This is a genomic window from Pseudomonas sp. E1MeOHC2 (genome assembly GCF_058745025.1).
Map to the genome: position 1 here is coordinate 1,255,781 of NZ_CP196675.1, position 23,294 is coordinate 1,279,074.

The 23,294-nt window shown below is 62.9% G+C and carries 22 protein-coding genes; 13 read left to right on the plus strand and 9 right to left on the minus strand.

The window, feature by feature from the left end; translation table 11 throughout:
• Positions 1–84: 84 nt before the first annotated feature.
• Complete coding sequence (locus ACSSU5_RS05535) at positions 85–702, minus strand: TPM domain-containing protein (protein ID WP_492560766.1); 618 nt, start codon at positions 700–702, stop codon at positions 85–87.
• A gap of 186 nt (positions 703–888) precedes the next feature.
• Here ACSSU5_RS05535 and bglX point away from each other — a divergent pair, with 186 nt between their 5' ends.
• The 5 genes from bglX to ACSSU5_RS05560 all read left to right on the plus strand — a co-directional run bounded on the left by bglX (position 889) and on the right by ACSSU5_RS05560 (position 9,252).
• Positions 889–3,180 (plus strand): beta-glucosidase BglX, encoded by a 2,292-nt coding sequence (bglX, locus tag ACSSU5_RS05540; protein WP_492560767.1) that lies wholly within the window; start codon positions 889–891, stop codon positions 3,178–3,180.
• A 63-nt stretch (positions 3,181–3,243) separates the two neighbouring features.
• On the plus strand, positions 3,244–5,001 hold the full coding sequence (locus tag ACSSU5_RS05545; RefSeq protein ID WP_492560768.1) for a sensor histidine kinase: 1,758 nt from the start codon (positions 3,244–3,246) through the stop codon (positions 4,999–5,001).
• A complete protein-coding gene (locus tag ACSSU5_RS05550; protein WP_264311789.1) occupies positions 4,995–6,323 on the plus strand; it encodes a sigma-54-dependent transcriptional regulator in 1,329 nt (442 codons plus the stop codon). Before ACSSU5_RS05545 ends, ACSSU5_RS05550 begins: the two co-directional genes overlap by 7 nt.
• Before the next feature lie 280 nt (positions 6,324–6,603).
• The gene (locus ACSSU5_RS05555) at positions 6,604–7,923 is read left to right on the plus strand and encodes an MFS transporter (protein ID WP_264311788.1); all 1,320 of its coding nucleotides are present in this window, start codon (positions 6,604–6,606) and stop codon (positions 7,921–7,923) included.
• Between the two features lie 189 nt (positions 7,924–8,112).
• Positions 8,113–9,252 (plus strand): Fic family protein, encoded by a 1,140-nt coding sequence (locus tag ACSSU5_RS05560; protein WP_492560769.1) that lies wholly within the window; start codon positions 8,113–8,115, stop codon positions 9,250–9,252.
• On the opposite strand, the gene ACSSU5_RS05565 is transcribed toward ACSSU5_RS05560, so the two are convergent.
• Entirely contained in the window at positions 9,231–9,983 is a 753-nt protein-coding gene (locus ACSSU5_RS05565) for a COG4705 family protein (protein WP_264311786.1), read from the minus strand. The genes ACSSU5_RS05560 and ACSSU5_RS05565 overlap by 22 nt on opposite strands.
• A gap of 340 nt (positions 9,984–10,323) precedes the next feature.
• Between ACSSU5_RS05565 and ACSSU5_RS05570 the strand changes: the two genes are divergently transcribed.
• Positions 10,324–10,650: a hypothetical protein gene (locus ACSSU5_RS05570; protein WP_264311785.1), complete on the plus strand. Its 327-nt coding sequence runs from the start codon at positions 10,324–10,326 to the stop codon at positions 10,648–10,650.
• Positions 10,651–10,767: 117 nt separating this feature from the next.
• Positions 10,768–11,379: a flavin reductase family protein gene (locus ACSSU5_RS05575; RefSeq protein ID WP_264311784.1), complete on the plus strand. Its 612-nt coding sequence runs from the start codon at positions 10,768–10,770 to the stop codon at positions 11,377–11,379.
• Here ACSSU5_RS05575 and ACSSU5_RS05580 read toward each other — a convergent pair whose 3' ends face one another.
• A complete protein-coding gene (locus ACSSU5_RS05580; protein ID WP_492560770.1) occupies positions 11,380–11,613 on the minus strand; it encodes a hypothetical protein in 234 nt (77 codons plus the stop codon).
• A 56-nt stretch (positions 11,614–11,669) separates the two neighbouring features.
• Positions 11,670–11,963, minus strand: a complete 294-nt coding sequence (locus tag ACSSU5_RS05585; RefSeq protein WP_264311782.1) for a putative quinol monooxygenase — start codon at positions 11,961–11,963, stop codon at positions 11,670–11,672.
• Positions 11,964–12,163: 200 nt separating this feature from the next.
• On the opposite strand from ACSSU5_RS05585, the gene ACSSU5_RS05590 reads away from it, so the two are divergent.
• Complete coding sequence (locus ACSSU5_RS05590) at positions 12,164–13,084, plus strand: AraC family transcriptional regulator (protein WP_492560771.1); 921 nt, start codon at positions 12,164–12,166, stop codon at positions 13,082–13,084.
• Positions 13,085–13,104: 20 nt separating this feature from the next.
• Here ACSSU5_RS05590 and ACSSU5_RS05595 read toward each other — a convergent pair whose 3' ends face one another.
• Positions 13,105–14,742: a 5-guanidino-2-oxopentanoate decarboxylase gene (locus tag ACSSU5_RS05595; RefSeq protein WP_492560772.1), complete on the minus strand. Its 1,638-nt coding sequence runs from the start codon at positions 14,740–14,742 to the stop codon at positions 13,105–13,107.
• Between the two features lie 114 nt (positions 14,743–14,856).
• Between ACSSU5_RS05595 and ACSSU5_RS05600 the strand changes: the two genes are divergently transcribed.
• A complete protein-coding gene (locus ACSSU5_RS05600; protein WP_492560773.1) occupies positions 14,857–15,729 on the plus strand; it encodes a LysR substrate-binding domain-containing protein in 873 nt (290 codons plus the stop codon).
• Here ACSSU5_RS05600 and ACSSU5_RS05605 read toward each other — a convergent pair.
• Together ACSSU5_RS05605 and ACSSU5_RS05610 are read right to left on the minus strand one after the other, a co-directional pair.
• Entirely contained in the window at positions 15,723–16,337 is a 615-nt protein-coding gene (locus ACSSU5_RS05605; RefSeq protein ID WP_492560774.1) for an NAD(P)-dependent oxidoreductase, read from the minus strand. The genes ACSSU5_RS05600 and ACSSU5_RS05605 overlap by 7 nt on opposite strands.
• A gap of 27 nt (positions 16,338–16,364) precedes the next feature.
• Positions 16,365–17,240 carry an MBL fold metallo-hydrolase gene (locus ACSSU5_RS05610; RefSeq protein ID WP_264311777.1) on the minus strand — a complete coding sequence of 292 codons (876 nt, stop codon included), beginning with the start codon at positions 17,238–17,240 and terminating at the stop codon, positions 16,365–16,367.
• Between the two features lie 104 nt (positions 17,241–17,344).
• On the opposite strand from ACSSU5_RS05610, the gene ACSSU5_RS05615 reads away from it, so the two are divergent.
• On the plus strand, positions 17,345–18,253 hold the full coding sequence (locus ACSSU5_RS05615; protein ID WP_264311776.1) for a LysR family transcriptional regulator: 909 nt from the start codon (positions 17,345–17,347) through the stop codon (positions 18,251–18,253).
• 66 nt (positions 18,254–18,319) lie between these two features.
• Positions 18,320–18,493: a hypothetical protein gene (locus ACSSU5_RS05620; RefSeq protein ID WP_264311775.1), complete on the plus strand. Its 174-nt coding sequence runs from the start codon at positions 18,320–18,322 to the stop codon at positions 18,491–18,493.
• A 19-nt stretch (positions 18,494–18,512) separates the two neighbouring features.
• Here the strand turns inward: ACSSU5_RS05620 and ACSSU5_RS05625 are convergent, their stop codons facing one another.
• Entirely contained in the window at positions 18,513–19,382 is an 870-nt protein-coding gene (locus ACSSU5_RS05625; RefSeq protein WP_264311774.1) for an isocitrate lyase/PEP mutase family protein, read from the minus strand.
• A gap of 347 nt (positions 19,383–19,729) precedes the next feature.
• On the opposite strand from ACSSU5_RS05625, the gene ACSSU5_RS05630 reads away from it, so the two are divergent.
• Positions 19,730–21,181 (plus strand): MDR family MFS transporter, encoded by a 1,452-nt coding sequence (locus ACSSU5_RS05630; RefSeq protein ID WP_264311773.1) that lies wholly within the window; start codon positions 19,730–19,732, stop codon positions 21,179–21,181.
• A gap of 70 nt (positions 21,182–21,251) precedes the next feature.
• On the opposite strand, the gene ttgR is transcribed toward ACSSU5_RS05630, so the two are convergent.
• Positions 21,252–21,884 (minus strand): efflux transport transcriptional regulator TtgR, encoded by a 633-nt coding sequence (gene ttgR, locus ACSSU5_RS05635; RefSeq protein WP_264311772.1) that lies wholly within the window; start codon positions 21,882–21,884, stop codon positions 21,252–21,254.
• Positions 21,885–22,139: 255 nt separating this feature from the next.
• On the opposite strand from ttgR, the gene ttgA reads away from it, so the two are divergent.
• Entirely contained in the window at positions 22,140–23,294 is a 1,155-nt protein-coding gene (ttgA, locus tag ACSSU5_RS05640) for a toluene efflux RND transporter periplasmic adaptor subunit TtgA (protein WP_492560775.1), read from the plus strand.

Below are 23,294 nucleotides of genomic sequence, written 5' to 3' on the forward strand. Positions count from 1 at the left end.
CCTCGAGTTGCGGGGAGCGCGTTGCGCAATGCCACGCATTCTACAGGTGTGGAGCTGGCCCCCCAATCCGTATGCCCGCTTTTGTCAGTCCAGAATCACCAAACGGTTGGGCAGTTCGTTGCGGCTATGGGTGGGCGGCACATGTTCGCTGAGCAACTCGCCGCAGGCCTCGATGCAATCGACAAAGCCCTGCAAGGTCCGGCCCTGGCGGACCTGTTCGGCAAAACGGCCGACGATGGCTGCACGGGCGGTGGCATCGAGGCACTGCTCGACCCCCTGATCGACCAGGATTTCCACATGCCGCTCCGCCTCACTGACGAAAATCAGCACCCCCGTGGCACCTGTGGTGCGCTGCAGGTTCTGCTCGCGAAACTGCTGACGGGCCAGGCTCGACGCACGCCGGCGGCGCCAGGCACGGGGGATCAGCCAGCCGGCCAGGCGCGGGTTGCGCAACAGCAGGCACAAACCGATGAACAGCACGACGTTAGCCACCAGCAAACCACGCACACCGGGCCAGCCCAGCAGCATCTGCAGCAGGCCAGGCACGGCCAGCGCCAGCACAGCAGCCCAGAACAGTGGCAGGTAGGCGTAATCGTCGGCACGGCGGGCCAACACCGTCACCAGTTCGGCATCGGTGCGCCGTTCGGCACGGGCAATGGCTTCGGCGATCTGGCGTTGATCGTATTCATTGAGGGGGGTCATGCCAGCGGTCTCTCGATCGTTCTTATTGTTGTAATACGGGCATTCAGGGTGCCATCGGCAGCCGACATATTCAGGCATAATCCGCCGCTGGAAGAATCGCCCCCGAACTGTACAACAATAGCCGCCTGAAAACTTCGGCCGCGCGCGTATCACTGTGGATACGGCACAGGCCCCACAACGGAATCCATGATGAAACTGTCTTTGCTGGGCCTGGCCATGGGCCTTGTCAGTCAGGTGGCCCTCGCCGCCCCCACCGCCCCGCCTCTGCAGGACAAGCAGGCGTTCATCGATCACCTGATCAGCCAGATGACCGAAGCCGAAAAAATCGGCCAACTGCGCCTGATCAGCATCGGCCCGGAGATGCCGCACGACAAGATCCGCGAAGAAATCGCCGCTGGCCGCATCGGCGGCACTTTCAACTCGCGCACCGCGCCCGAGAACCGGCCGATGCAGGACGCGGCCATGCGCAGCCGCCTGAAGATTCCGATGTTCTTCGCCTACGACACCGTTCATGGCGAGCGCACCATTTTCCCGATCGGCCTGGGCATGGCCGCGACCTGGGACATGGACGCCGTCGCCAAGGTCGGCCGCACCGCGGCCATCGAAGCCGCTGCCGACGCCCTGGACATGACCTTCGCACCGATGGTCGATATCGCGCGCGACCCGCGCTGGGGCCGTACCAGTGAAGGCTTCGGCGAAGATACCTACCTGACGTCGAGAATCGGCCAGGTGATGGTGCGCTCGTTCCAGGGCAGCAGCCCGGCCAACCCCGACAGCATCATGGCCATCGTCAAGCACTTTGCCCTGTACGGTGCAGTGGAAGGCGGCCGCGACTACAACACGGTCGATATGAGCCTGCCGAAGATGTACAACGACTACCTGCCGCCCTACCGCGCCGCGCTCGATGCCGGTGCTGGCGGGGTCATGGTGGCGCTCAACTCGATCAATGGCGTGCCGGCCACCTCCAACACCTGGCTGATGAACGACCTGCTACGCAAGGAGTGGGGCTTCAAAGGTGTCACCATCAGCGACCACGGCGCCATCCAGGAACTGATTCGCCACGGCGTCGCCCGCGACGGCCGAGAGGCCGCCAAGCTGGCGATCAAGGCCGGCATCGACATGAGCATGAACGACACCCTGTACGGCGAAGAACTGCCCGGGCTGCTGAAGTCCGGCGAAGTGACCCAGGGCGAACTGGACCAGGCAGTGCGCGAAGTGCTTGGCGCCAAGTACGACATGGGCCTGTTCAAGGACCCGTACGTGCGTATCGGCAAAGCCGAAACCGACCTCAAGGACTACTACGGCAACGACCGCCTGCACCGAGAAGCCGCGCGTGACGTGGCCCGCCGCAGCCTGGTCCTGCTGGAAAACCGCAACCAGACCCTGCCACTGAAGAAGGCCGGCACCATCGCCCTGGTCGGCCCGTTGGCCGACGCGCCGATCGACATGATGGGCAGCTGGGCAGCCGACGGCAAACCGGTGCATTCGGTGACGGTACGCGAAGGCCTGCGCCGCGCCGTGGAAGGCAAGGCCAAGCTGGTCTACGCCAAGGGTTCCAACATCACCGGCGACAAGGCGATCTTCGACTACCTGAACTTCCTCAACTTCGATGCCCCGGAAATCGTCAATGACCTGCGCCCCGCCGCAGTGCTGATCGATGAAGCGGTCAAGGCCGCCCAGCAGTCCGACGTGGTCATTGCGGTGGTCGGCGAGTCGCGTGGCATGTCCCACGAGTCGTCGAGCCGCACCACCCTGGAAATCCCGGCCAGCCAGCGCGAACTGATCAAGGCCCTGAAAACCACTGGCAAGCCGCTGGTCCTGGTACTGATGAATGGCCGCCCGCTGTCGATCGCCTGGGAGCGTGAGCAGGCCGACGCCCTGCTCGAAACCTGGTTCAGCGGCACCGAGGGCGGCAATGCCATCGCCGACGTGCTGTTCGGCGACTACAACCCGTCCGGCAAGCTGGCCATCACCTTCCCGCGTTCGGTCGGGCAAATTCCAATGCACTACAACCACACGCGCATTGGCCGGCCGTTCACACCCGGCAAGCCAGGCAACTACACCTCCCAGTACTTCGAGGAGCCCAACGGGCCGCTGTATCCGTTTGGTTATGGCTTGAGCTACAGCAGCTTCGAGTTGTCGGGCCTGGCCCTGTCGAGCAAGGACCTCAAGCGTGGCGCTACGCTTGAGGCCAAGGTCACGGTGAAGAACACCGGCAAGCGAGACGGCGAGACCGTGGTGCAGTTGTATCTGCAGGATGTTACGGCGTCCATGAGCCGCCCGGTCAAGGAGTTGAAGAACTTCCAGAAGCTGATGCTCAAGGCCGGCGAATCGCAGACATTGACCTTCCGCATCAGCGAGGAAGACCTGAAGTTCTACAATGGCCAACTGCAGCGGGTTGCCGAGCCTGGGGAATTCAATGTCCAGGTAGGGCTGGATTCCGAGGCGGTGCAGCAGAAGAGTTTCGAATTGCTGTAAGCAGTTGAACGCCAGTACCGGCCTTATCGCCGGTACTGATTCTCCCTCTTTCGGATCCGCCCCATGCCGTTTTCCTTTCGCGCCCTGCGTCTGGGGCTGATGATCTTGTTCATCTTGCTTGGCACCGCCCTCAGCGCGGGCTGGGCCATGCACCAGGCCAAGCGCCAGGCCATGGAAGACGACGCCCAGCGTGCCAGCCAGCAGCTGGGCTTGTATGCCAACGCATTGCACACCCTGATCGAACGCTACCGCGCGCTGCCTGCGGTGCTGGCGCTCGACCCTGAACTGATCGAAGCCTTGCGCGGCCCGGTCAGCGAGCCGGTACAGGACGCTTTGAACCGCAAGCTCGAACGCATCAACGGTGCCGCCAATTCGTCCACCCTCGAACTGCTCGACCGCACCGGGCTGGCCATCGCGGCCAGCAACTGGCGGCTGCCGAGCAGCTACGTGGGCTCCAACTATGGTTTTCGCCCCTATTTCAAGCAGACCCGCAGCCAGGGCAGTGGCCGCTTCTACGCGGTGGGTGTGACCAGTGGCGTGCCGGGCTACTTCCTGGCCAGCGCAGTGAGTGATGAGCATGGCCGCTTCCTCGGCGCCATGGTGGTCAAGCTTGAGTTTCCGGAGCTGGAACGTGAATGGCGCCAGGGCAGCGATATCTTGCTGGTCAGCGATGCCCGTGGCATCACCTTCATCGCCAACCAGGACGGTTGGCGCTACCGCGAGCTAAAACCGCTCAGCGGCCCTGACCGTGCAGAACTGGCCGAAACCCGCCAATACGACAAACAACCCCTGGTGCCCCTGCAGCATCAGGTACTGACCCGCTTTGCCGACAACAGCCACCTGACCCGCGTGCAAGGCCCGGAGGGCGTCGCCGAATACCTGTGGGAAAGCCTGCCACTGCAAGGTGAGGACTGGACCTTGCACCTGCTGCGCAAACCCCAGGTCGCCGCCGACAGCCGCGCCGCAGCCCTCGGCGCTGCCGCCGTGTGGCTGAGCCTGGTCTTCGCGGCGCTGTTCGTCAGCCAGCGGCTGCGCCTGGCGCGCTTGCGCCAGCGCAGCCGCGAAGCGCTCAAGCGCCAGGTCGAGGAACGCACCCGTGAGCTGCGCACCGCACAGGAAGGCCTGGTGCAATCGGCCAAGCTGGCCGCCCTCGGGCAAATGTCCGCGGCCATGGCCCACGAGATCAACCAGCCGCTGACCACTCAGCGCATGCAGCTGGAAACCCTGCGCCTGCTGCTCGACCATGGCCGCTACGACGAAGCCCGCAAGGCCCTGGAGCCACTGGAGCAGATGCTCACGCGCATGGCCGCGCTCACCAGCCACCTCAAGACCTTCGCCCGTAACAGCCCGGTCGGGCTGCGCGAGCGCCTGGACTTGGCCGGCGTGGTCGACCAGGCCCTGCACCTGCTCGATACGCGCATCCGCAGCGAAGGTGTCGAGGTGGCGTTGTACCTGGCGCGCCCGGCCTGGGTACGCGGTGATGCGATCCGCCTGGAGCAAGTGCTGATCAACCTGCTGCGCAATGCCCTCGACGCCATGGCCGACAAGCGCTACAAGCGCCTGGAAATCCGCATCGAGCGGGATAACGAACAGTGGCGCCTGAGCGTGCTCGATTCGGGGGGCGGTATTTGCGAGGAACACCTGGCCAAGGTCTTCGACCCGTTCTTCACCACCAAACCCGTGGGTGAAGGGCTAGGCCTGGGCCTGGCCATCTCCTATGGCATCGTCCATGAGGCCGGTGGCCAACTGCAGGCCGAGAACCTGGCCGGCGGCGCACGCCTGAGCCTTACCCTGCCCCGCGACCTGGAGCCTGTATGTTGAATTCAGTGATCGTCGTCGATGATGAAGCCAGTATCCGTAGCGCGGTCGAGCAATGGCTGAGCCTGTCTGGCTTCAGCGTGCAACTGTTCGCCCGCGCCGAGGATTGCCTGGCGCAGCTGCCAGAGCACTTTGCGGGCGTGATCATCAGCGATGTGCGCATGCCGGGCATGGATGGCCTGCAACTGCTCGAACGCCTGCAAAAGGACGACCCCGACCTGCCGGTGATTCTGCTGACCGGCCACGGCGACGTACCGATGGCGGTGGATGCCATGCGCAACGGCGCCTACGACTTCCTCGAAAAACCCTTCACCCCGCAGCATCTGCTGGGCAGCCTGCGCCGCGCCCTGGAAAAGCGTCAACTGGTGCTGGAGAACCGCCGGCTGCACGAACAGGCCGACCTCAAGTCGCGCCTCGAAGACATGCTGCTAGGCATGTCCCAAGGCTTGCAGCAGCTGCGCCGGCAGGTGCTGGACCTGGCCGGGCTGCCGGTCAATGTGCTGATTCGTGGTGAAACCGGCAGTGGCAAGGAGCGCGTGGCCCGCTGCCTGCACGACTTCGGCCCGCGTGCGGGCAAACCCTTCGTGGCCCTCAACTGCGCGGCGATCCCCGAGTCACTGTTCGAGGCCGAGCTGTTCGGCCATGAGAGCGGTGCCTTTACCGGCGCCCAAGGCAAGCGGATCGGCAAGCTTGAGTATGCCAACGGTGGCACGGTGTTTCTCGACGAGATCGAGAGCATGCCGCTGGCCCAGCAGGCAAAACTGCTGCGGGTGATCCAGGAGCAGAAGCTCGAACGGTTGGGGGCCAACCAGAGCATCAGCGTCGATTTGCGCATCATCGCCGCGACCAAACCGGACCTGCTGGAAGAAGCCCGGGCCGGGCGCTTTCGGGAAGACCTGGCCTATCGCTTGAACGTAGCCGAGCTGCGGCTGGCACCCTTGCGTGAGCGACGTGAGGATATTCCCTTGCTGTTCGAGCACTTTGCCCGTGCTGCAGCTGAAAAACTGGGCAGGACAGCGCCGGCGCTCAGTGGCAGCCAGTTGGCGCAGCTGCTTTCCCACGACTGGCCGGGCAACGTGCGCGAGTTGGCCAACGCGGCCGAGCGGCACGCCCTGGGGCTGGGCTCGCCGAACATTGAAGCAGCGCCGGCCGGCCAGTCGCTGGGCGAGCAGATGGAGGCGTTTGAAGCGCAGTGTTTGCGGGTGGCGTTGCGTCAGTGCAAAGGGGAGATCAAGGGAGTGATGGAAGCATTGCAGCTGCCGCGGCGTACGCTGAACGAAAAGATGCAGCGGCATGGGTTGGTGCGGGAGGACTACCTGCAATAGGCGAATTTCTGCTTACTACCAGAGCGTGATAAGCGGAAATCCGCTGATCACTGATGCCTCGGCTGTACCTGCAATGGGCTGCCTTGCAGCCCTTCGCGGGGCAAGCCCGCTCCCACCAAACCCATTGAACATGAGGGCTCGGTGGGAGCGGGCTTGCCCGCGAAGGGGGGCGCCGCGCCCCCAAATGAATCACCCCGCACCCATTTGGCACACCTTCTGCAATCACTGTGGCAAGCAGCGCTCAGGCGCGCTCCACAAAAACAACGAGAAGGTATCCCTGATGGATAACGCCACCTCCCTGCCAACCGGGGCGGCCATCGCGCCGGCCGCCGAAAAAACCACCGCCAGCCGCCTGAAGTCGATCTTCAGCGGGTCCATCGGCAACATGGTCGAATGGTACGACTGGTACGTCTACGCCGCATTCTCGCTGTACTTCGCCAAAGCCTTCTTCCCCGCTGGCGACACCACCGCACAACTACTCAATACCGCTGCGATCTTTGCCGTGGGCTTCCTCATGCGCCCGATCGGTGGCTGGCTGATGGGCCTGTATGCCGACCGCAAAGGCCGCAAAGCCGCGCTGATGGCCTCGGTTCTGCTGATGTGCGGGGGCTCGCTGCTCATCGCCCTGACGCCCGGCTACGAAACCATCGGCGTCGCCGCCCCGATCCTGCTGGTCTTCGCACGCCTGCTGCAGGGCCTGTCGGTGGGCGGTGAGTACGGCACCTCGGCCACCTACCTCAGTGAGATGGCCAGCAAGGAGCGCCGTGGTTTCTTCTCCAGTTTCCAGTACGTGACGCTGATCTCTGGCCAGCTCATCGCCCTGGCGGTACTGATCATCCTGCAACAGACGCTCACCACCGAGCAGCTGTATGCCTGGGGCTGGCGTGTTCCCTTCGTGATCGGCGCGCTGTGCGCGGTGGTGGCGCTGTACCTGCGTCGCGGCATGGAAGAGACCGCCTCCTTCACCAAGAAAGAGAAGTCCAAGGAAAGCCTGATGCGCACCCTGATGCGTCATCCCAAGGAGCTGATGACCGTGGTCGGCCTGACCATGGGCGGCACCCTGGCCTTCTATACCTACACCACCTACATGCAGAAGTACCTGGTCAACACCGTGGGCATGAGCATCAGCGACTCGACCACCATCTCGGCCGCCACGCTGTTCCTGTTCATGTGCCTGCAACCGGTGATCGGCGGCCTGTCCGACAAGATCGGCCGGCGCCCGATCCTGATCGCCTTCGGCGTGCTGGGCACGCTGTTCACCGTGCCGATCCTCAGCACCCTGCACACTGTGCAAACCTGGTGGGGCGCGTTCTTCCTGATCATGGCGGCGCTGATCATCGTCAGCGGCTACACCTCGATCAACGCAGTGGTCAAAGCCGAGCTGTTCCCGACCGAGATCCGCGCCCTGGGTGTTGGCCTGCCGTACGCCCTGACCGTGTCGATCTTCGGCGGCACCGCCGAATACGTGGCCCTGTGGTTCAAGAGCAACGGCATGGAAACCGGCTTCTACTGGTACGTCACCGGCTGCATCGCCTGCTCGCTGCTGGTGTATGCGACCATGAAAGACACCAAGCAGCATTCGCGGATCACCACTGACTGATACGGATTCGGTGGTTATTAAAAAGGGGCGCTCCGTTGTACGGGCGCCCCTTTTTTGTCGCGTTCACGGTGAATGAGCCGATTAGCTGCGTTATTCGGCTCACATAATGAGCCGAATAGCAGTATTATTCGGCTCATCCAGTGAGCCGAATAAGCTGCTCATTCGGCTCACGGGCAGGGTGAAACCATCATGAACAGCACGTTGTGGATCTGGCAGCAATCCGACTGGCCCCATTTTCAATGGCAAAGCGACGCTCTCGCACCCTTGCTCCGCAGTTGTGTCGAAACCCAAGGACGCTTGCTGGGCAAGATCGGGGGCGTCGATGAGCTCAGCGAATGCCAGAATATCCTCGATACGCTGCTGCAGAACATAGTCACCTCATCGGCGATCGAGGGTGAACAGTTGAACGTGGGTTCGGTGCGCTCCTCCCTCGCACGGCGGCTGGGCGTCCAGGAACAAGGCCCGACCAACGCCCGTAGCGAAGGGCTCGCGGAGCTGATGCTGGATGCGACACAGAAGTACGACCAACCACTGACCTTGCAGCGCCTGTTTACCTGGCATCACTGGTTGTTTCCTACGGCGGAGGAAGGCCTTAGCAAAGCGGTACTAGTGGGCCAGCTGCGTGACGAGACAACCATGCAGGTGATCTCCGGTCGCCTCGACAAGCCAACGGTGCATTTCCAGGCACCGCCCCGTGACGGCCTGAAAGACCAGGTCAGCGTTTTTCTCGACTGGTTTGCCAGTAGCCGTCACGCACCCCATCTGGACCCGCTATTGCGTGCAGGTATCGCGCACTTCTGGTTCGTCACGCTGCACCCTTTCGACGACGGCAATGGCCGCCTGACCCGTGCCATTACCGACTTGGCGTTGGCCCAGGCCGAACAGCAGGCAATCCGTTTCTATGCCATGTCTGCCAGCATCCTCGACGACCGGGCAGGCTATTACCAGATACTGGAGAGCAGCCAGAAAGACGGCCTTGATATCACCCGGTGGCTGATGTGGTTCCTCGAAACCCTGCTACGCAGCCTCGAACAGGCGTTGGTGAATATCGACCGCATACTCACCAAAGCCAGGTTCTGGCATGTGCATCGGGCAGACGGCCTGTTACCCGAGCAGGTCAAGGTGCTCAACCGACTGCTCGACGGGGGCCCACGCGGATTCGAAGAAGGCATCAGTGCCGCGCAGTACCAGGCCGTTGCGAAAGTCTCCAAGGCCACTGCAACCCGCCACCTCACCGACCTGCTCGACAAGGCGTGCCTGGCCCGCCTGCCAGGTGGAGGCCGCAGTACACGTTATCGACTCAATACTCAGGACATCTCCAGCACCTGACGCGGCTCACGCCGCTGGTAATAGGTCGCCATCAGCACCAGTACCAGCAACACCCCTGCCAGCACTGCCGATGAACCGACCGTGCCGAAATCCAGCCCGCCCTTCTCGTGGGGCTTGGTCAGGAAGTCGCCCAGGGTGGCGCCGAACGGGCGGGTCAAGACGAACGCGACCCAGAACAGCACCACGCCTGGGATGCGTGTCCAGTAACGGGCCACGACCACCAGCGCGATGGCACTGCCGACCAGCAGTGCACCACCGGCGAAGCCGAGCCCCGAATCATCCGCCAGGTAATCGCCCAGGGCGGTCCCCAGGGTGTTGGAGAACAGAATCGCCACCCAGTAGAACAACTCACCCGCGCGGTTCTTGATGCGGGTGACGTCCAATGGGTTTCCACTCAGGCGCCACACCAGGAAGGTCAGCAGCAAGATGCCGATCAAAATCGACGAACCCGCGGCGTAGCCCAAGCCAAGCGTGCGGTCCATGAAGTCGGACATGGTGGTGCCCGCCGTGCTGGTGGAGAGGATCACCAGCCAGTAGAGCATCGGGTGGTAGCGCCGTGAGTAGAGCTGGCCAAGCAAGGTCAGCAGAAACACGCTGATCAACATCAGCGAGCTCAACGCGTAGCCAATATTCAGGGTCATCGACAGCAAGTCGCCCGCCGTCTCACCTAACGTGGTTGCGCAGATCTTCATGACCCAGAAGGCCAGGGTGATTTGCGGAAGTTTATTCATTGTTTGCCGCTCCGGTTTTGAGTGCGGCGATGGTGCTGAGCAAAGCCTGAAAAATCGGTTTATGGCGTATGAAAAAAGCGTTCATTACTGCCTACAGACTGATTTTCGTTCTTAACGCCCCATTAATTCGACGTCGTCATCCTGCAATGGCTGGCGAAACGCTGATCCTTACCCTGCTAGATGCCCGTCAGTCCATTGGCTGATTCACCGTTCTCGCGGGCAAATACATCGATCAAATAGATATTTAGACGCTATTTTTTGCGCTTTTTTATCAATTTTATCGGCGTAGGATTAAACCCATAGAAGCAAACAACCTCTCGCAACCCCTGGAGCAACGACCATGAAAAACAAACTGATCCTCACCCTGGCCCTCTCGGTTATCGCGACTGGCGCCTTCGCCGAAGACGGCTTCGACCGTACCAACGCCCACACCTTCGCAGCCGTGCAGAGCCAATCGGCCGCGTACGCTGAAGATGGTTTTGACCGCACAGGCGGCCAGCGCTTCGCTGAAGACGGCTACGACCGCACTGGCGCCCAGCGCTTTGCCGAAGATGGCTACGACCGCACCGGCGCGCAACGCTTCGCTGAAGATGGCTTCGACCGTACCGGCGGCCAGCGCTTCGCCGAAGACGGCTTCGACCGCACCAATGCTCACCGCATCAGCTAACCCCTGATGCGCGCACCCAGCCCGGCTTCGGCCGGGCTTGATCATTTCCAGACGGGCACAGGCTTGGCACACTAGCGCCTCGTTCCCCAAGAGGTAGGGCCAGCAAGCCCAGCACCGATGTACTACTACGAACCCGCCAAAGGCCATGGCCTGCCCCACGACCCCTTCAACGCCATCGTCGGCCCCCGCCCTATCGGCTGGATTTCCTCCCACGACCGCGAAGGCCGCCTGAACCTGGCGCCCTACAGTTTCTTCAACGCCTTCAACTACATCCCACCAATCATCGGCTTCTGCAGCGTCGGGCGCAAAGACAGCCTGAACAACATTGAGCAGACCGGCGAGTTTGTCTGGAACCTGGCGACCCGGCCTTTGGCCGAGGCGATGAACCAGAGCTGTGCGGCGGTAGCGGCAGACATCGATGAGTTCGAATTGAGCGGCCTGACGGCAACGCCGTCGCGGATCGTCGAGGTGCCACGCGTGGGCGAAGCCCCGGTGGCGTTCGAGTGCAAGGTCAGCCAGATCGTCCAGCTGAAGCGGGCAGACCAAGAGCTGGTGCCCAGCTGGCTGATCCTCGGCGAAGTGGTGGCGGTGCACATTGCCGAGCACCTGCTGAACAACGGCATCTACGACACCGCAGCCGCCGAACCTATCCTGCGTGGCGGCGGCCCGGCGGACTATTTCGAACTGGGCAACCTGTTCAAGATGGCCAGGCCCCAGGTGGGCAACTGATCACCAGATCAGCTCACCCTCTTCACTAACGCCCTGCAGGCGTGCCAGCTCGGTGCAGGCGGCCTCATCGGCCGCCATGGCGCCCTTGAACACCTGGCCATCCAGTACCTTGTGAAAGCGCGGCGCCCCGCCCATGCCCAGCGCTTTCACCGCGATGGCTGCGTTGTAGCCACCACCTTCCACCGGGACCATCGCCGAAACCGCTTCGAACTGCGGGAATTCTCTACGTGCCATGCTGCGCTCTGGGTAATTGATAAAGGGGCAGCATTCTAACCCGTGCCCCTGCGCAATCAATCGAAGGTATGCAGGTCCAGGCTGCTGACCACCTGGGCCTGCACCAGCTCACCGAACAGTTCCAGGGTCGGCGATGCAAAGTAGCCGCTCATCGCTTGCTGATCGCGCCAGCTGCCGCTGAGCAGCCAGAGGTCAGCGTCGGCCTGCGAGCGCTGGACCGTGAAGCTCAGGCAACCCGGCGTGCGCAACGAGGGTTCGAGCAGGTCGCGCAGGCGCGCGCCGAGCTCCGCCGAACGTCCGTTGCTGGCACGAATGAAAGCCAAGTGAGTGACCGGTTGTCGTTGGGTCATTGCACGATCTCCTTGAACAGGCGGACGAAAAACCAGGCTGCCAAGGTTAAGGGCTGGCCCGCGCGCCGCGTTAGGCCATTACTGCTGGTCGATTGCCTGATCCTGCAGCGTGGCAGGATCAGGCAATCGGCGTGCAGCTTTCGACTAGCGCCCGCCATTGCCCAAACCTATGCTGCGTCAGTCAGTAGAGGAAAGCCATCATGACCACCGCCACGTCCATCGACCCAACCCTGGAAGTGCAACGCCAGGAGCTGGCCGAACTGATCCGCCGCCATGCCGCCGAACCCCACGGCACGATGTCGGCCATCGACGACCTGTACCTGGTCAGCTATCGGGAAAGCGTCCGCTCGGTGCCCACCCTGGCCCAGCCGGCTTTGTGCGTACTGGCCCACGGTAGCAAGAGCCTGTTTCTGGGCGACGAGCAGTATGTCTACGACCCGCTGCATTACATGGTGGTGTCGGTGACCTTGCCGCTCAGTGGCGTGAAGCTCGATGCCAGCCCCGAAAACCCAAGCCTGGGCCTGCGGCTGGACCTGGACCCGGCCGAGATCAGCCAGCTGATCGCCGAAAGCGGTCCGATGCTGGTGCCCAGCCTGCCTTCCGGGCGTGGCTTGTACGTGGAAAGGACCGATGCGCAGTTGCTCGATGCCCTGCTGCGGCTGATCCGCCTGCTGGATTCGCCACGGGACATTGCCATGCTGGCGCCGCTAATCCGCCGCGAGATTCTCTACCGCCTGCTGCGTGGGCCGCAGGGTTATCGGCTGTACGAAATCGCCTTGGCCAACAGCCAGACTCATCGGGTCTGCCAGGCCATTACCTGGCTCAACCAGAACTTCCAGCAACCGTTGCGCATCGAGGACCTGGCCCGTGAGGTCAACCTCAGCACCTCGACCTTGCACCATCGGTTCAAGGCCGTGACGTCCATGAGCCCGTTGCAGTACCAGAAGCAATTGCGCCTGCAGGAAGCCCGACGGCTGATGCTCAACGACGGGCTTGAGGCGGCGGTGGCGGGGTATCGGGTGGGGTATGAAAGCCCTTCGCAGTTCAGCCGCGAGTACAGCCGGCTGTATGGCGCGCCGCCGATACGCGATGTGGCGCGGTTGCGCGCCACAGCGGAGTAATGTGTTGCCGGCAGCTTCAGTTAACCTGCAACTGCCGCCTGCCACTGATTCTGATCAACCTGAATCAACGTCGGCCCCTTGCGCTCCACCGCACGCCCCAGCGCCGCCTGCAACTGCGCGACATCCGCCACATGCTCCGCGTCAGCGCCCAACGCACGGGCCACGCCGATGAAGTCCGGGGTATGGATATCCACCCCGACCGGCTCGATGGCGCGGTTGACCATGTACTTCTTGATTTCCTCGTAGCCTTGGTTGTTCCACAGCAGCACGATCAGCGGTACCTGCGCCTCTACCGCACTGGCCAGCTCCGGCAAGGTGAACTGCATGCCACCATCGCCAATCAGGCAAACCGACGGCGCACGCTCGGCGATCTGCGCGGCGCTGCCCAGCCAGGCGCCCATCGCCGCCGGCAATGCATAGCCCAGGGTGCCGTAGCCGGTCGAGGCATTGAACCAGCGGCGTGGCTGATCCATGTCCAGCGTGAGGTTGCCGGAGTACACCGGCTGGGTCGAATCCCCGACCAGGATGGCATTGGGCAGCGTCTCGAGGATACTGGTCAGCAGGCGAGTCTGGCTCAGGGTCGGCTGATCCCAGCTGCCCGCCAGCGACTGGCGCAGACGCGCGACGCGCGCTTGCCCCCAAGCACTTTCACGCGCTGGCAGCGGCTGATGCTGCAAGGCGGCGACCAGCGCCTCGGCGGCCAGGTCTGCGTCTGCAACCAGCGCCAGCTCCGGCAGATAGTTGCGCACGGTCTGGTCCGGGTCGATGTCGATCCGCAGCAGGCTGCCGGGGATCTCGAAGCCGCCCTTGAAGGTCACGTCATAGTCGGTCTCGGCCAGCTCGGTGCCGATGGCCAACACCACATCCGCCTCCGCCACCAGTGCACGGGTAGCCGGCAGCGACTGGGTAGAGCCGATTTGCAACGGATGGTCAGAGGCCAGCAACCCTTTGGCATTGATGGTCAATGCCACCGGTGCCTGAAGCTGCTCTGCCAAACGTGCCAGCGAAGCGCCAGCGTTCAACGCACCACCACCGGCCAGGATCAACGGGCGCTTCGCCTGCGCCAGGCGCTCGGCCATCAGCGCCACGGCCTGCGGTGCGGCACCGGCACGGCTGCTACGGACCGGGCGGGCCGGCAACAGGTGATCGGCCGGTTCGACCAGTACGTCCAGAGGAATCTCGATATGCACCGGGCGCGGTCGGGCGCCATCGAACACGGCAAAGGCCCGGGCCAGTACCTGGGGCAGGTCGTCGGCGCTCATCAGGGTCTGGGAGAAGGCGGCCACACCCGACACCAGTGCAGACTGGTTGGGCAACTCGTGCAACTTGCCACGGCCTCCGCCCAGCTGATCGCGCGATTGCACGCTGGAGATCACCAGCATCGGGATCGAATCGGCATAGGCCTGGCCCATGGCGGTGGTGATGTTGGTCATCCCCGGGCCGGTGATGATGAAGCACACGCCCGGTTTGCCACGTGTCCGTGCATAGCCATCAGCCATGAAACCGGCACCTTGCTCATGGCGCGGGGTGATATGACGAATGGAGGACGTTGCCAGGCCGCGATAGAGCTCAACGGTATGCACGCCTGGAATGCCGAAGACATGGTCCACACCATAGCCTTCAAGGAGTTTGACCAGTACTTCGCCGCAGGTTGCCATGTGTATTTACCTTGAGTCTTGTTGGAATCTACGCGTATTGGACCCAAGGCAGCGCTATCGCCACAATGCAAAAAAACACATACTAGCCATGTCTTCAAATCATGGCTCAGCGCAATGAAACGGCTCCCGCCCCTGCCCGCCCTGCACACCTTCCTGATCACTGCACAGCACTGTAATTTCACCCGTGCCGGGCAGGAGTTGCACATCACCCAAGGCGCCGTCAGCCGGCAGATCGCCGCACTGGAGGAGCACCTCGGTTACGCCCTGTTCCAGCGCCAGGCGCGCGGCCTGAGCCTGACGCGTGAAGGCCAGGACTGGCTGCCGCGGGTGCAGCAGGTGTTTGCGCTGATCGAACAAGGGGTACGGGAAGTCGGCGGGCATCACGCCACCTTGCAGCTCAAGGCCCCGACCTGCGTGATGCGCTGGCTGCTGCCGCGTTTGATGGAATGGCAGGCGCTGCGCCCCGATGTACCGGTAGAGCTGACCACCACGGTGCAGCATGGCGTGGATTTTCGCCGCGAAGGCTTCGACGCAGCGGTGGTGTACGGCAGCCTGCCGAACCATGGGCTGCAGGTGCGCAAACTGTTCGACGAACAACTGACCCCCGTGTGTGCACCTTCGCTGCTGCAAGGCCCCTTGCCGCTGGTGAAGATCGACGACCTGATGCGCCACATGCTCCTGCACCCCTCGCGTGACGAGCATGACTGGCGGTTATGGCTGCAGGCGGCCGGCGCAACATTCGATGCACAGGGGCCAAAACAGCATTTCGAGACACTGGACATGGCGATGGCCATGGCATCGCAAGGGACTGGCGTGGCCATCGGCGATTGGTCGCTGATCGGCGATGACCTGCGCAGCCATCGGCTGTGCACGCCGTTTGGCCTGAAGGTGACCACCGGTAAAGGGTACTACCTGGTCAGCCAGGCCAAGCACCTGCCAGCCGGGCTGGTCGAGTTGCTGGACTGGCTGCAGGCCGTGGCTCAATAACCGACTGTAAACCGCGCCCGCGAATGTGCCGGTTTCTCCAGCTCATCGAGCATGGCAATCGCATAGTCGGCAAAGGTGATCCAGCTCTTGCCCTCGGCACCGATCAGCAGATGATCCTTGCCCAGCGTGTAATGCCCGCTGCGTTCACCTTCGACAAACTCCGCCGACGGCGACAGGAAGGTCCAGTCCAGGTTCGGCTCCTGGCGCAATACCTCAAGAAAGCGCACCCCGGCACTCGCCTCGGCCTTGTAGGCCTCGGGGAAGTCCGGGCTGTCGATCACCCGATGCCCCGATGGCAGCAGCAGGCTACCGGCCCCGCCCACCACTAACAGGCGCTTGACCCCGGCACGCTTGACCGGCTCGATGATCGCGTGCGCTTCGAGGGTCGAAAAATGCGCAGCGCTCAACACCGCGTCCACACCGGCGACAGCCGCTTGCAGCGCCGCCCTGTCCTTGGCGTCCAGTGCCTTGACCGTTACCCCCTCACGCCCCTGCAGCCGCGACGGGTCACGGGCAATGGCCACGACACTGTGGCCGCGACGCAGGGCCTCTTCCAGCAACTGGCTGCCGGCGCGGCCGGTGGCACCAATGATTGCGATCTTGCTCATGGGAAATACTCCATCAATTGAACGGAATTACCACTTCATCTCGCCCTTGGCGACCTTGGCGCCGAGCTCCAGCGAGCTCTCATCGGCCAAGTCGGGGTAGCGTTTTTTCATCGCGACGACCAATGCAGCAGCATCGTTCGCCTTGGCGGCTTCGGCATCGAACGCCTGTATATAGTCGGCGGTGAAGCGCACGGCTGTGAGCGAACGGCTGCTCTGGCCCAGGTAATGCCCAGGCACCACGGTGCGCGGGGCCAACTGCTCGATCCGCGCGAGCGTGCCTAGCCAGTCGGCATGCGACTTGGCGGACTGGGTATCGGCCATCCACACATGGATATGTTCTGCGACCACCACCCCGCCGACGACCGCCTTGATCGACGGAATCCAGACAAAGCTGCGATCGGGCTGCGGGCCGTCCAGGCCAACCACATCGAGCGCTTGGCCTTCCAGGGTCAGGCGATGGCCTTCAAGCACCTGCGGCACGACCAGCCGAGCCGGCTTGTCCGCGCCCATCTGCGGGCCCCAGTAGGCCAACTTGGCGTCCATGGTCTGGCGGATATGGGCGACGGTGGCGGCCGAGGCGACCACCTTGGCAGCGGGGAAGGCCTGGGTCAGCGTGTCGAGACCGAAGTAATAATCCGGGTCGCCATGGCTGATGTAGATGGTTGTCAGCCGCTTGCCACCGGCGCGCAAGCGCTCGACCACCTGTTCGGCCTGGGCCTTGCCGAACTGGGCATCGACCAGGATGGCATCCTTCGCGCCACTGACAATCACCGAACTGACCGGGAAAATTGCCTCGTGCCCAGGGTTGTAGACGTCCAACTGCAACGGTTCGGCCGCCAGCGCCTGGCCGGTCAGTGCAACACAGGCCAGCAGCAGGCCACGCAAGGGAGTGAATAGCGACATCGCAACGATCCGTCCTTTAGAAGAATGCTCAACAGCTTAGTTGCCCGATCCATGACAAAAAATGCGATGCTCGAACATAGTTTGTTTCTAAAATCGAGCAAATCATGGACCGTCTCAACGCGATGCGCGTTTTTGTCACTGTCGTCGACCTGGGCAGCCAGTCTGCGGCAGCCGATCACCTGCAGCTGTCCCGGCCAGTGGTTTCACGCTACCTGGCGGAGCTTGAGGATTGGGTCGGCGCACGGCTGATGCAGCGCACCACGCGCAAGTTGAGCCTGACCGCCGCCGGCCAGGAAACACTGCCCCGCTGCCGCCAATTGCTGGAACTTGCCGGCGACCTGCAGGTTGCCGTGCGCCAACCGGACGACGCCCCCCGTGGCGCGCTGCGCATCAGCGTCAGTACCTCATTCGGCCAGGCTCAACTGGTGGACGCAGTGGCCGCGTATGTACGGCGCTATCCCGGGGTGAAGGTCGAGCTGCAGATGCTCGATCGCACGGTCAACCTGGTGGACGAGCGCATCGACCTGGCCATCCGCACCAGCAACGACCTGGACCCGAACCTGATCGCCCGGCGCCTGACCGTGTGCCGCTCAGTGGTGTGCGCGGCCCCAGGCTACCTGCGTGAGCATGGCACGCCGCAGCGGGTCGAGGAGCTGAGCGGGCACAACTGCCTGACCCATGCCTACTTCGGCCACCACCTCTGGCACTTCGAGGTGGAAGGCCAGGCGATTGCCGTTCCGGTCGAGGGCAACATCAGTGCCAATGAAGCCATGACGCTGCAAAAGGCGGCGCTGGCTGGCGCGGGCATTGCCATGTTGCCGACCTACCAAGCCGCCGCCGCCCTGCGCACGGGCGAGCTGGTGCGCCTGTTGCCCGAAGCACGGCCACGGGAGCTCAATTTGAATGCGGTGTACACCTCACGCAAGCACATGCCGGCGACCTTGCGCAGCATGCTGGACTTTCTTGCGCAGCGGTTCAGGGACGAACCGGAATGGGATCAGGACCTGGTGTAACCCAGCGCCGGGGGATTGGCCTACGCTTAGAGGTATCACCTGGCGTTGTAACAGGAGGTGAGCACCATGGGCATCAAAACAAGAAGGTTTGCGCTGGTGATGGCGCTGTTTGCCGTCGCCGGGCTATACGGCTCGGCCTGCTGGCGGGTCGAGTTGCTGCGCAACCAACCCAGCTCGGCAGCCAACTGTCAGCACGCGCACTGCGTGCCACAAAGCGCAACCTTGAGCGCCGTCCGTTGAGCTGACGGCGCCCTGCCGGTCACTCCTCGACGCTCATGTACTCCTTGGCCCAGCGGATGTAATCCTCGGGTTGGGTGTAGGTGTGCGAGAGTTCGGTGGCGCTGAGGTTCTCGGACTTGTTCTGCTGGCCGCGCTGCAGGCGCAGGCAGTCGTAGGTAGCCTTGATGGCGGCAAAGTATGCCGCATGGCCATCGACCACGATGCGTACGCCCAGGCGCGCCAGACGCTCGTCATCGCGCAGGTTGGGGTTGGCGTAGGTCACCAGCATCAACGGCACGGTCAGGTGCTCGGCGATCTGTTCAAGCTGCTCGAAGTCCTTCACCCCAACCATGCAGATACCGTCAGCCCCGGCCTTCTGGTAGCTCTGGGTGCGTACGATGATTTCTTCGGTGGTGAGCACACCGGCGTTGGTGCGAGCAATGATCGACAGCGACGAATCGACCCGCGCTTCAAGCGCTGCGCGAATCTTGCCGACCCCTTCATCGACCGGAATCAGATCGGTGGACTTGCGCCCGAACTGGGCCGGCAGCAGCGTATCTTCGAGGGTCAGCGCCGCCACGCCGGCACGCTCCAACTCGATGACCGTACGCATGACATTCAGCGCGTTGCCATAGCCGTGGTCGGCATCGGCGAGCACCGGCAACTGCGCCACACGGCCAATGCGCGTGGCCTGCTCGACGAACTCGCTCAAGGTGATCAAGGCAAAATCCGGTGCGGCCAGTACCTGCAGCGAAGCCACCGAACCGCCAAGAATGCCGACCTCGAAGCCCAGGTCAGCGGCGATGCGTGCCGACATCGGGTCGAACACCGACGCTGTGTGGTAGCAGGAACCTGAAGCGAGCAGCTCGCGGAAGGCAAAACGCAAATCTTGGTGGGAAGCCCTGGGCATGATCACTCCGCAATAACGTGAAATTGAACGGTTGCTACCGACCCCTGAATCGGGTCTACCTGACCTGTTCCAACCGTCGCCATCTGGGCGGTCATGCTCGACATGCAGGCAGAGGAATAAAAGGTGTGGGATACAGCGGCACGAAAACCCTGCGGCAAATCGCTGCACCAAGCTGGTGCAGGCCACGGATTACAGCCCCTGCGGTAAAGCCACGATATCACGCAGCTATGCCTCACTGGATGAATGCGCCAATGCCGATCTTGCATAGGGGATGCAGATAGTACATAGGAAGCTACCTAAGTCAGGTTACAATTCATCGGCCTCATCACCATTGCCAAGGTAATTCCGTGACCGCCGCCCTGCCCCCGACCGTCCTGCGCAACGTGCTGACAGCCCTGATGCTGGCCATCTTCCTCGGCGCGCTGGACCAAACCATCGTCGCCGTCTCGCTACCGGCCATTTCCGCACAGTTCAACGATGTCGGCCTGCTCGCCTGGGTAATCTCCGGCTACATGGTGGCGATGACGGTGGCGGTGCCGATCTACGGCAAACTGGGCGACCTGTATGGTCGGCGGCGGATGATCCTGACCGGTATCTCGCTGTTTACCTTGGCGTCGATTGCCTGCGCCCTCGCTCAGGACATGCAGCAGTTGGTGCTGGCGCGCGTGCTGCAAGGGGTTGGCGCGGGTGGCATGGTGTCGGTAAGTCAGGCGATCATTGGCGACTTCGTGCCACCGCGGGAGCGTGGCCGTTACCAGGGCTATTTCAGCAGTATGTACGCCGTGGCCAGCGTTGCCGGGCCGGTGCTTGGCGGCTGGCTGACCGAGTACCTGTCCTGGCGCTGGGTGTTCTGGATCAACCTGCCGTTGGGTGTGGTGGCGTTGTGGGCGATTCAGCGCGCGCTCGGCGACATGCCGGTCAAGCGGCGCAACGCCCAGGTGGATTACCTCGGCGCCGTGTTGCTGACGGTTGGCCTAGGCAGCCTGCTGCTGGGCATTACCCTGGTCGGCCAGGGCCAAGCCTGGACCGCGCCGCCGGTGCTGGCGCTGTTTGCCTGCGCCGTGCTCGGCCTGGTGCTGTTCATCGGCCATGAGCGGCGCTGCCAGGAGCCACTGCTGCCCCTCGGCCTGTTCGGCAACCGCGTGGCGGTGCTGTGTTGGGGTGTGATCTTTTTCGCAAGCTTCCAGTCGATTTCCCTGACCATGCTCATGCCCTTGCGCTATCAGGGCATCACCGGTGCCGGTGCCGACAGCGCTGCGCTGCACTTGCTGCCACTGGTCATGGGCCTGCCCATGGGGGCCTATACCGGTGGTCGCATGACCAGCCGCACCGGGCGCTACAAACCGCAGATTCTGGCCGGTGCGCTATTGATGCCCGTGGCCATCTTCGCCATGGCGATGACACCGCCGCAGTCGGCCCTGCTCAGCGCTGTGTTCATGCTGCTGGCCGGCATTGCCTGCGGGCTGCAGTTTCCGACTTCGCTGGTGGGCACGCAGAGTGCGGTGGACAGCAAGGACATCGGCGTGGCCACCAGTACCACCAACCTGTTCCGCTCGCTCGGGGGTGCCATGGGGGTGGCGTGCATGTCCAGCTTGCTGCTAGCGCTGCTGCACCAGGGTGGGTTCGAGCTGCTGGGCAATCCATTGCTGGGGAGCCTGAAAGCTGGCGAGGCAGACCCCGTGACACAGGCAAGGTTGCTGGAGACCTTCAGGCATCTGCTGATGGGCAGTGGCGGGGTCGCACTGCTGGGGCTGGTGGTGGCGCTGGCGTTGCCGGACCGGCAACTTCGCGGGCATTAAAAGCACAGGCCGCTTTTAATGCCCCGTTAATACAATGAGGAAACACTCCCTCACAATCCTTAACAAAGAGTCATTTGCGCAGAGCCGGGCTCAAGCGCAGCATATCCAGCCCGGTGTCGACCCATTTTTCGACATCACGCAGCAGATCGAAACTGTCCGGCAGCAGCAACCAGCGCCCGATCAGGCCATCGACATAGGCAAACATGGCCACCGCCGCGCGCTCGGCATCCAGCTCGGCAGGCAACTGGCCCCGGCGCACTGCATTGGCAAGCGCCAGGGTAATGCCCTTGTGGCAATCCAGCACCGTGCTCTGGCGCTGCTGGCGAATTTCACACATGTCATCGGTGAACTCGCACTTGTGATGCAGGATTTCGTTGATACGCCGGGTTCGGGCATCGAGCACCAGCTCGTTGAACACTTGCAGCAGCAGCTTGCGCATGCAACCCAACGGGTCGAGTTCGTCCTCGCTTTCGCTGGCGCGGGCCAGGTGGTCATGCGCTTCGTGCAGGCTGTCGAGCAGCGCCTGCACCAGTTCCGCCTTGTTATTGAAGTGCCAGTAGATCGCACCTCGGGTCACACCCGCCAGTTCGGCAATGTCAGCCAAGGTGGTTCGCGCAACCCCGCGCTTGTAGAAGGCCTTTTCCGCCGCCTCGATGATCTGGGCGCGGGTTTCCTGGGCTTCTTCTTTGGTTCTACGGACCATGGCAGTACAACCTCATCTGGGCCCGGGCGCGCGGCGCGCTCGGGGAAACCGCCGGGGTCGCCTCTGCAGGGCGTCTCCCGGATGGGCTAATCAAGGGCTGGGGGAGTAATCAACTACTCCCCCAGCGGTATTTACAAACAACCATGAATGTAAGTATATTCCTTAGCAAGCTATTTATCCACCGGATAGCATTTTTCTGATCAGACTCTTCCATTACTCTTGAGCGTCTCCTGCTCCAGCGACCCGAGGATCCTCATGCAATTCAAGCCAGCCGTTACCGCTCTGGTTTCCGCCGTCGCCCTGGCAACTCTGCTCAGTGGCTGCAAGAAAGAAGAAGCAGCGCCCGCGGCGCAGGCTCCTCAGGTCGGCGTCGTGACCCTCCAGCCACAAACCTTCACCCTGACCTCGGAATTGCCGGGGCGTACCACGTCCTATCGCGTCGCCGAAGTGCGCCCGCAGGTCAATGGCATCATTCTCAAGCGCCTGTTCAAGGAAGGCAGCGACGTCAAGGAAGGCCAGCAGCTGTACCAGATCGACCCTGCCGTCTACGAGGCCAACCTGGCCAATGCCCAGGCCAACCTGCAGGCGACCCGCTCGCTCGCCGAGCGCTACAAGCAGCTGATCGATGAACAGGCTGTCTCCAAGCAGGAATACGACGACGCCAATGCCAAACGATTGCAGGCAGAAGCTGCACTGAAAAGTGCCCAGATCGACCTGCGCTACACCAAGGTTCTGGCACCGATCAGCGGCCGCATCGGCCGTTCCACGTTCACCGAGGGCGCGCTGGTGAGCAATGGCCAGACCAACGCCATGGCCACCATCCAGCAACTCGACCCGGTCTACGTCGACGTCACCCAGTCCACCGCCGAGCTGCTCAAGCTGCGCCGTGACCTGGAAAGCGGTCAGTTGCAGAAGGCCGGCGATAACGCCGCCTCGGTGCAACTGGTCCTCGAAGACGGCAGCCTGTTCAAACAGCAAGGTCGCCTGGAGTTCTCCGAAGTCGCGGTCGACGAGACCACCGGTTCGGTGACCTTGCGCGCGATCTTCCCGAACCCCGACCACACCCTGCTGCCAGGCATGTTCGTGCATGCCCGCCTGCGCGCCGGGGTCAACGCCAACGCCATCCTGGCCCCACAGCAGGGCGTGACCCGCGACCTCAAGGGCGCACCGACCGCACTGGTGGTCAACCAGGAAAACAAGGTCGAACTGCGCCAGCTCAAGGCCAGCCGTACCCTGGGCAGTGACTGGCTGATCGAGGAAGGCCTGAACGCAGGCGACCGCCTGATCACCGAAGGCCTGCAGTACGTACGCCCAGGTGTCGAGGTCAAGGTCAGCGAAGCCACCAACGTCAATAAGCCGGCCAGCCCTGATCAGGCCAACGCGGCGAAAGTAGACGCCAAAGCGGAGTAA

What these genes read in the sequence shown, in the direction of transcription:
- ACSSU5_RS05535 (WP_492560766.1), bottom strand. Translation starts at nt 702, where the DNA reads ATGACCCCCCTCAATGAATACGATCAACGCCAGATCGCCGAAGCCATT.
- bglX (WP_492560767.1), top strand. Translation starts at nt 889, where the DNA reads ATGATGAAACTGTCTTTGCTGGGCCTGGCCATGGGCCTTGTCAGTCAG.
- ACSSU5_RS05545 (WP_492560768.1), top strand. Translation starts at nt 3,244, where the DNA reads ATGCCGTTTTCCTTTCGCGCCCTGCGTCTGGGGCTGATGATCTTGTTC.
- ACSSU5_RS05550 (WP_264311789.1), top strand. Translation starts at nt 4,995, where the DNA reads ATGTTGAATTCAGTGATCGTCGTCGATGATGAAGCCAGTATCCGTAGC.
- ACSSU5_RS05555 (WP_264311788.1), top strand. Translation starts at nt 6,604, where the DNA reads ATGGATAACGCCACCTCCCTGCCAACCGGGGCGGCCATCGCGCCGGCC.
- ACSSU5_RS05560 (WP_492560769.1), top strand. Translation starts at nt 8,113, where the DNA reads ATGAACAGCACGTTGTGGATCTGGCAGCAATCCGACTGGCCCCATTTT.
- ACSSU5_RS05565 (WP_264311786.1), bottom strand. Translation starts at nt 9,983, where the DNA reads ATGAATAAACTTCCGCAAATCACCCTGGCCTTCTGGGTCATGAAGATC.
- ACSSU5_RS05570 (WP_264311785.1), top strand. Translation starts at nt 10,324, where the DNA reads ATGAAAAACAAACTGATCCTCACCCTGGCCCTCTCGGTTATCGCGACT.
- ACSSU5_RS05575 (WP_264311784.1), top strand. Translation starts at nt 10,768, where the DNA reads ATGTACTACTACGAACCCGCCAAAGGCCATGGCCTGCCCCACGACCCC.
- ACSSU5_RS05580 (WP_492560770.1), bottom strand. Translation starts at nt 11,613, where the DNA reads ATGGCACGTAGAGAATTCCCGCAGTTCGAAGCGGTTTCGGCGATGGTC.
- ACSSU5_RS05585 (WP_264311782.1), bottom strand. Translation starts at nt 11,963, where the DNA reads ATGACCCAACGACAACCGGTCACTCACTTGGCTTTCATTCGTGCCAGC.
- ACSSU5_RS05590 (WP_492560771.1), top strand. Translation starts at nt 12,164, where the DNA reads ATGACCACCGCCACGTCCATCGACCCAACCCTGGAAGTGCAACGCCAG.
- ACSSU5_RS05595 (WP_492560772.1), bottom strand. Translation starts at nt 14,742, where the DNA reads ATGGCAACCTGCGGCGAAGTACTGGTCAAACTCCTTGAAGGCTATGGT.
- ACSSU5_RS05600 (WP_492560773.1), top strand. Translation starts at nt 14,857, where the DNA reads ATGAAACGGCTCCCGCCCCTGCCCGCCCTGCACACCTTCCTGATCACT.
- ACSSU5_RS05605 (WP_492560774.1), bottom strand. Translation starts at nt 16,337, where the DNA reads ATGAGCAAGATCGCAATCATTGGTGCCACCGGCCGCGCCGGCAGCCAG.
- ACSSU5_RS05610 (WP_264311777.1), bottom strand. Translation starts at nt 17,240, where the DNA reads ATGTCGCTATTCACTCCCTTGCGTGGCCTGCTGCTGGCCTGTGTTGCA.
- ACSSU5_RS05615 (WP_264311776.1), top strand. Translation starts at nt 17,345, where the DNA reads ATGGACCGTCTCAACGCGATGCGCGTTTTTGTCACTGTCGTCGACCTG.
- ACSSU5_RS05620 (WP_264311775.1), top strand. Translation starts at nt 18,320, where the DNA reads ATGGGCATCAAAACAAGAAGGTTTGCGCTGGTGATGGCGCTGTTTGCC.
- ACSSU5_RS05625 (WP_264311774.1), bottom strand. Translation starts at nt 19,382, where the DNA reads ATGCCCAGGGCTTCCCACCAAGATTTGCGTTTTGCCTTCCGCGAGCTG.
- ttgR (WP_264311772.1), bottom strand. Translation starts at nt 21,884, where the DNA reads ATGGTCCGTAGAACCAAAGAAGAAGCCCAGGAAACCCGCGCCCAGATC.
- ttgA (WP_492560775.1), top strand. Translation starts at nt 22,140, where the DNA reads ATGCAATTCAAGCCAGCCGTTACCGCTCTGGTTTCCGCCGTCGCCCTG.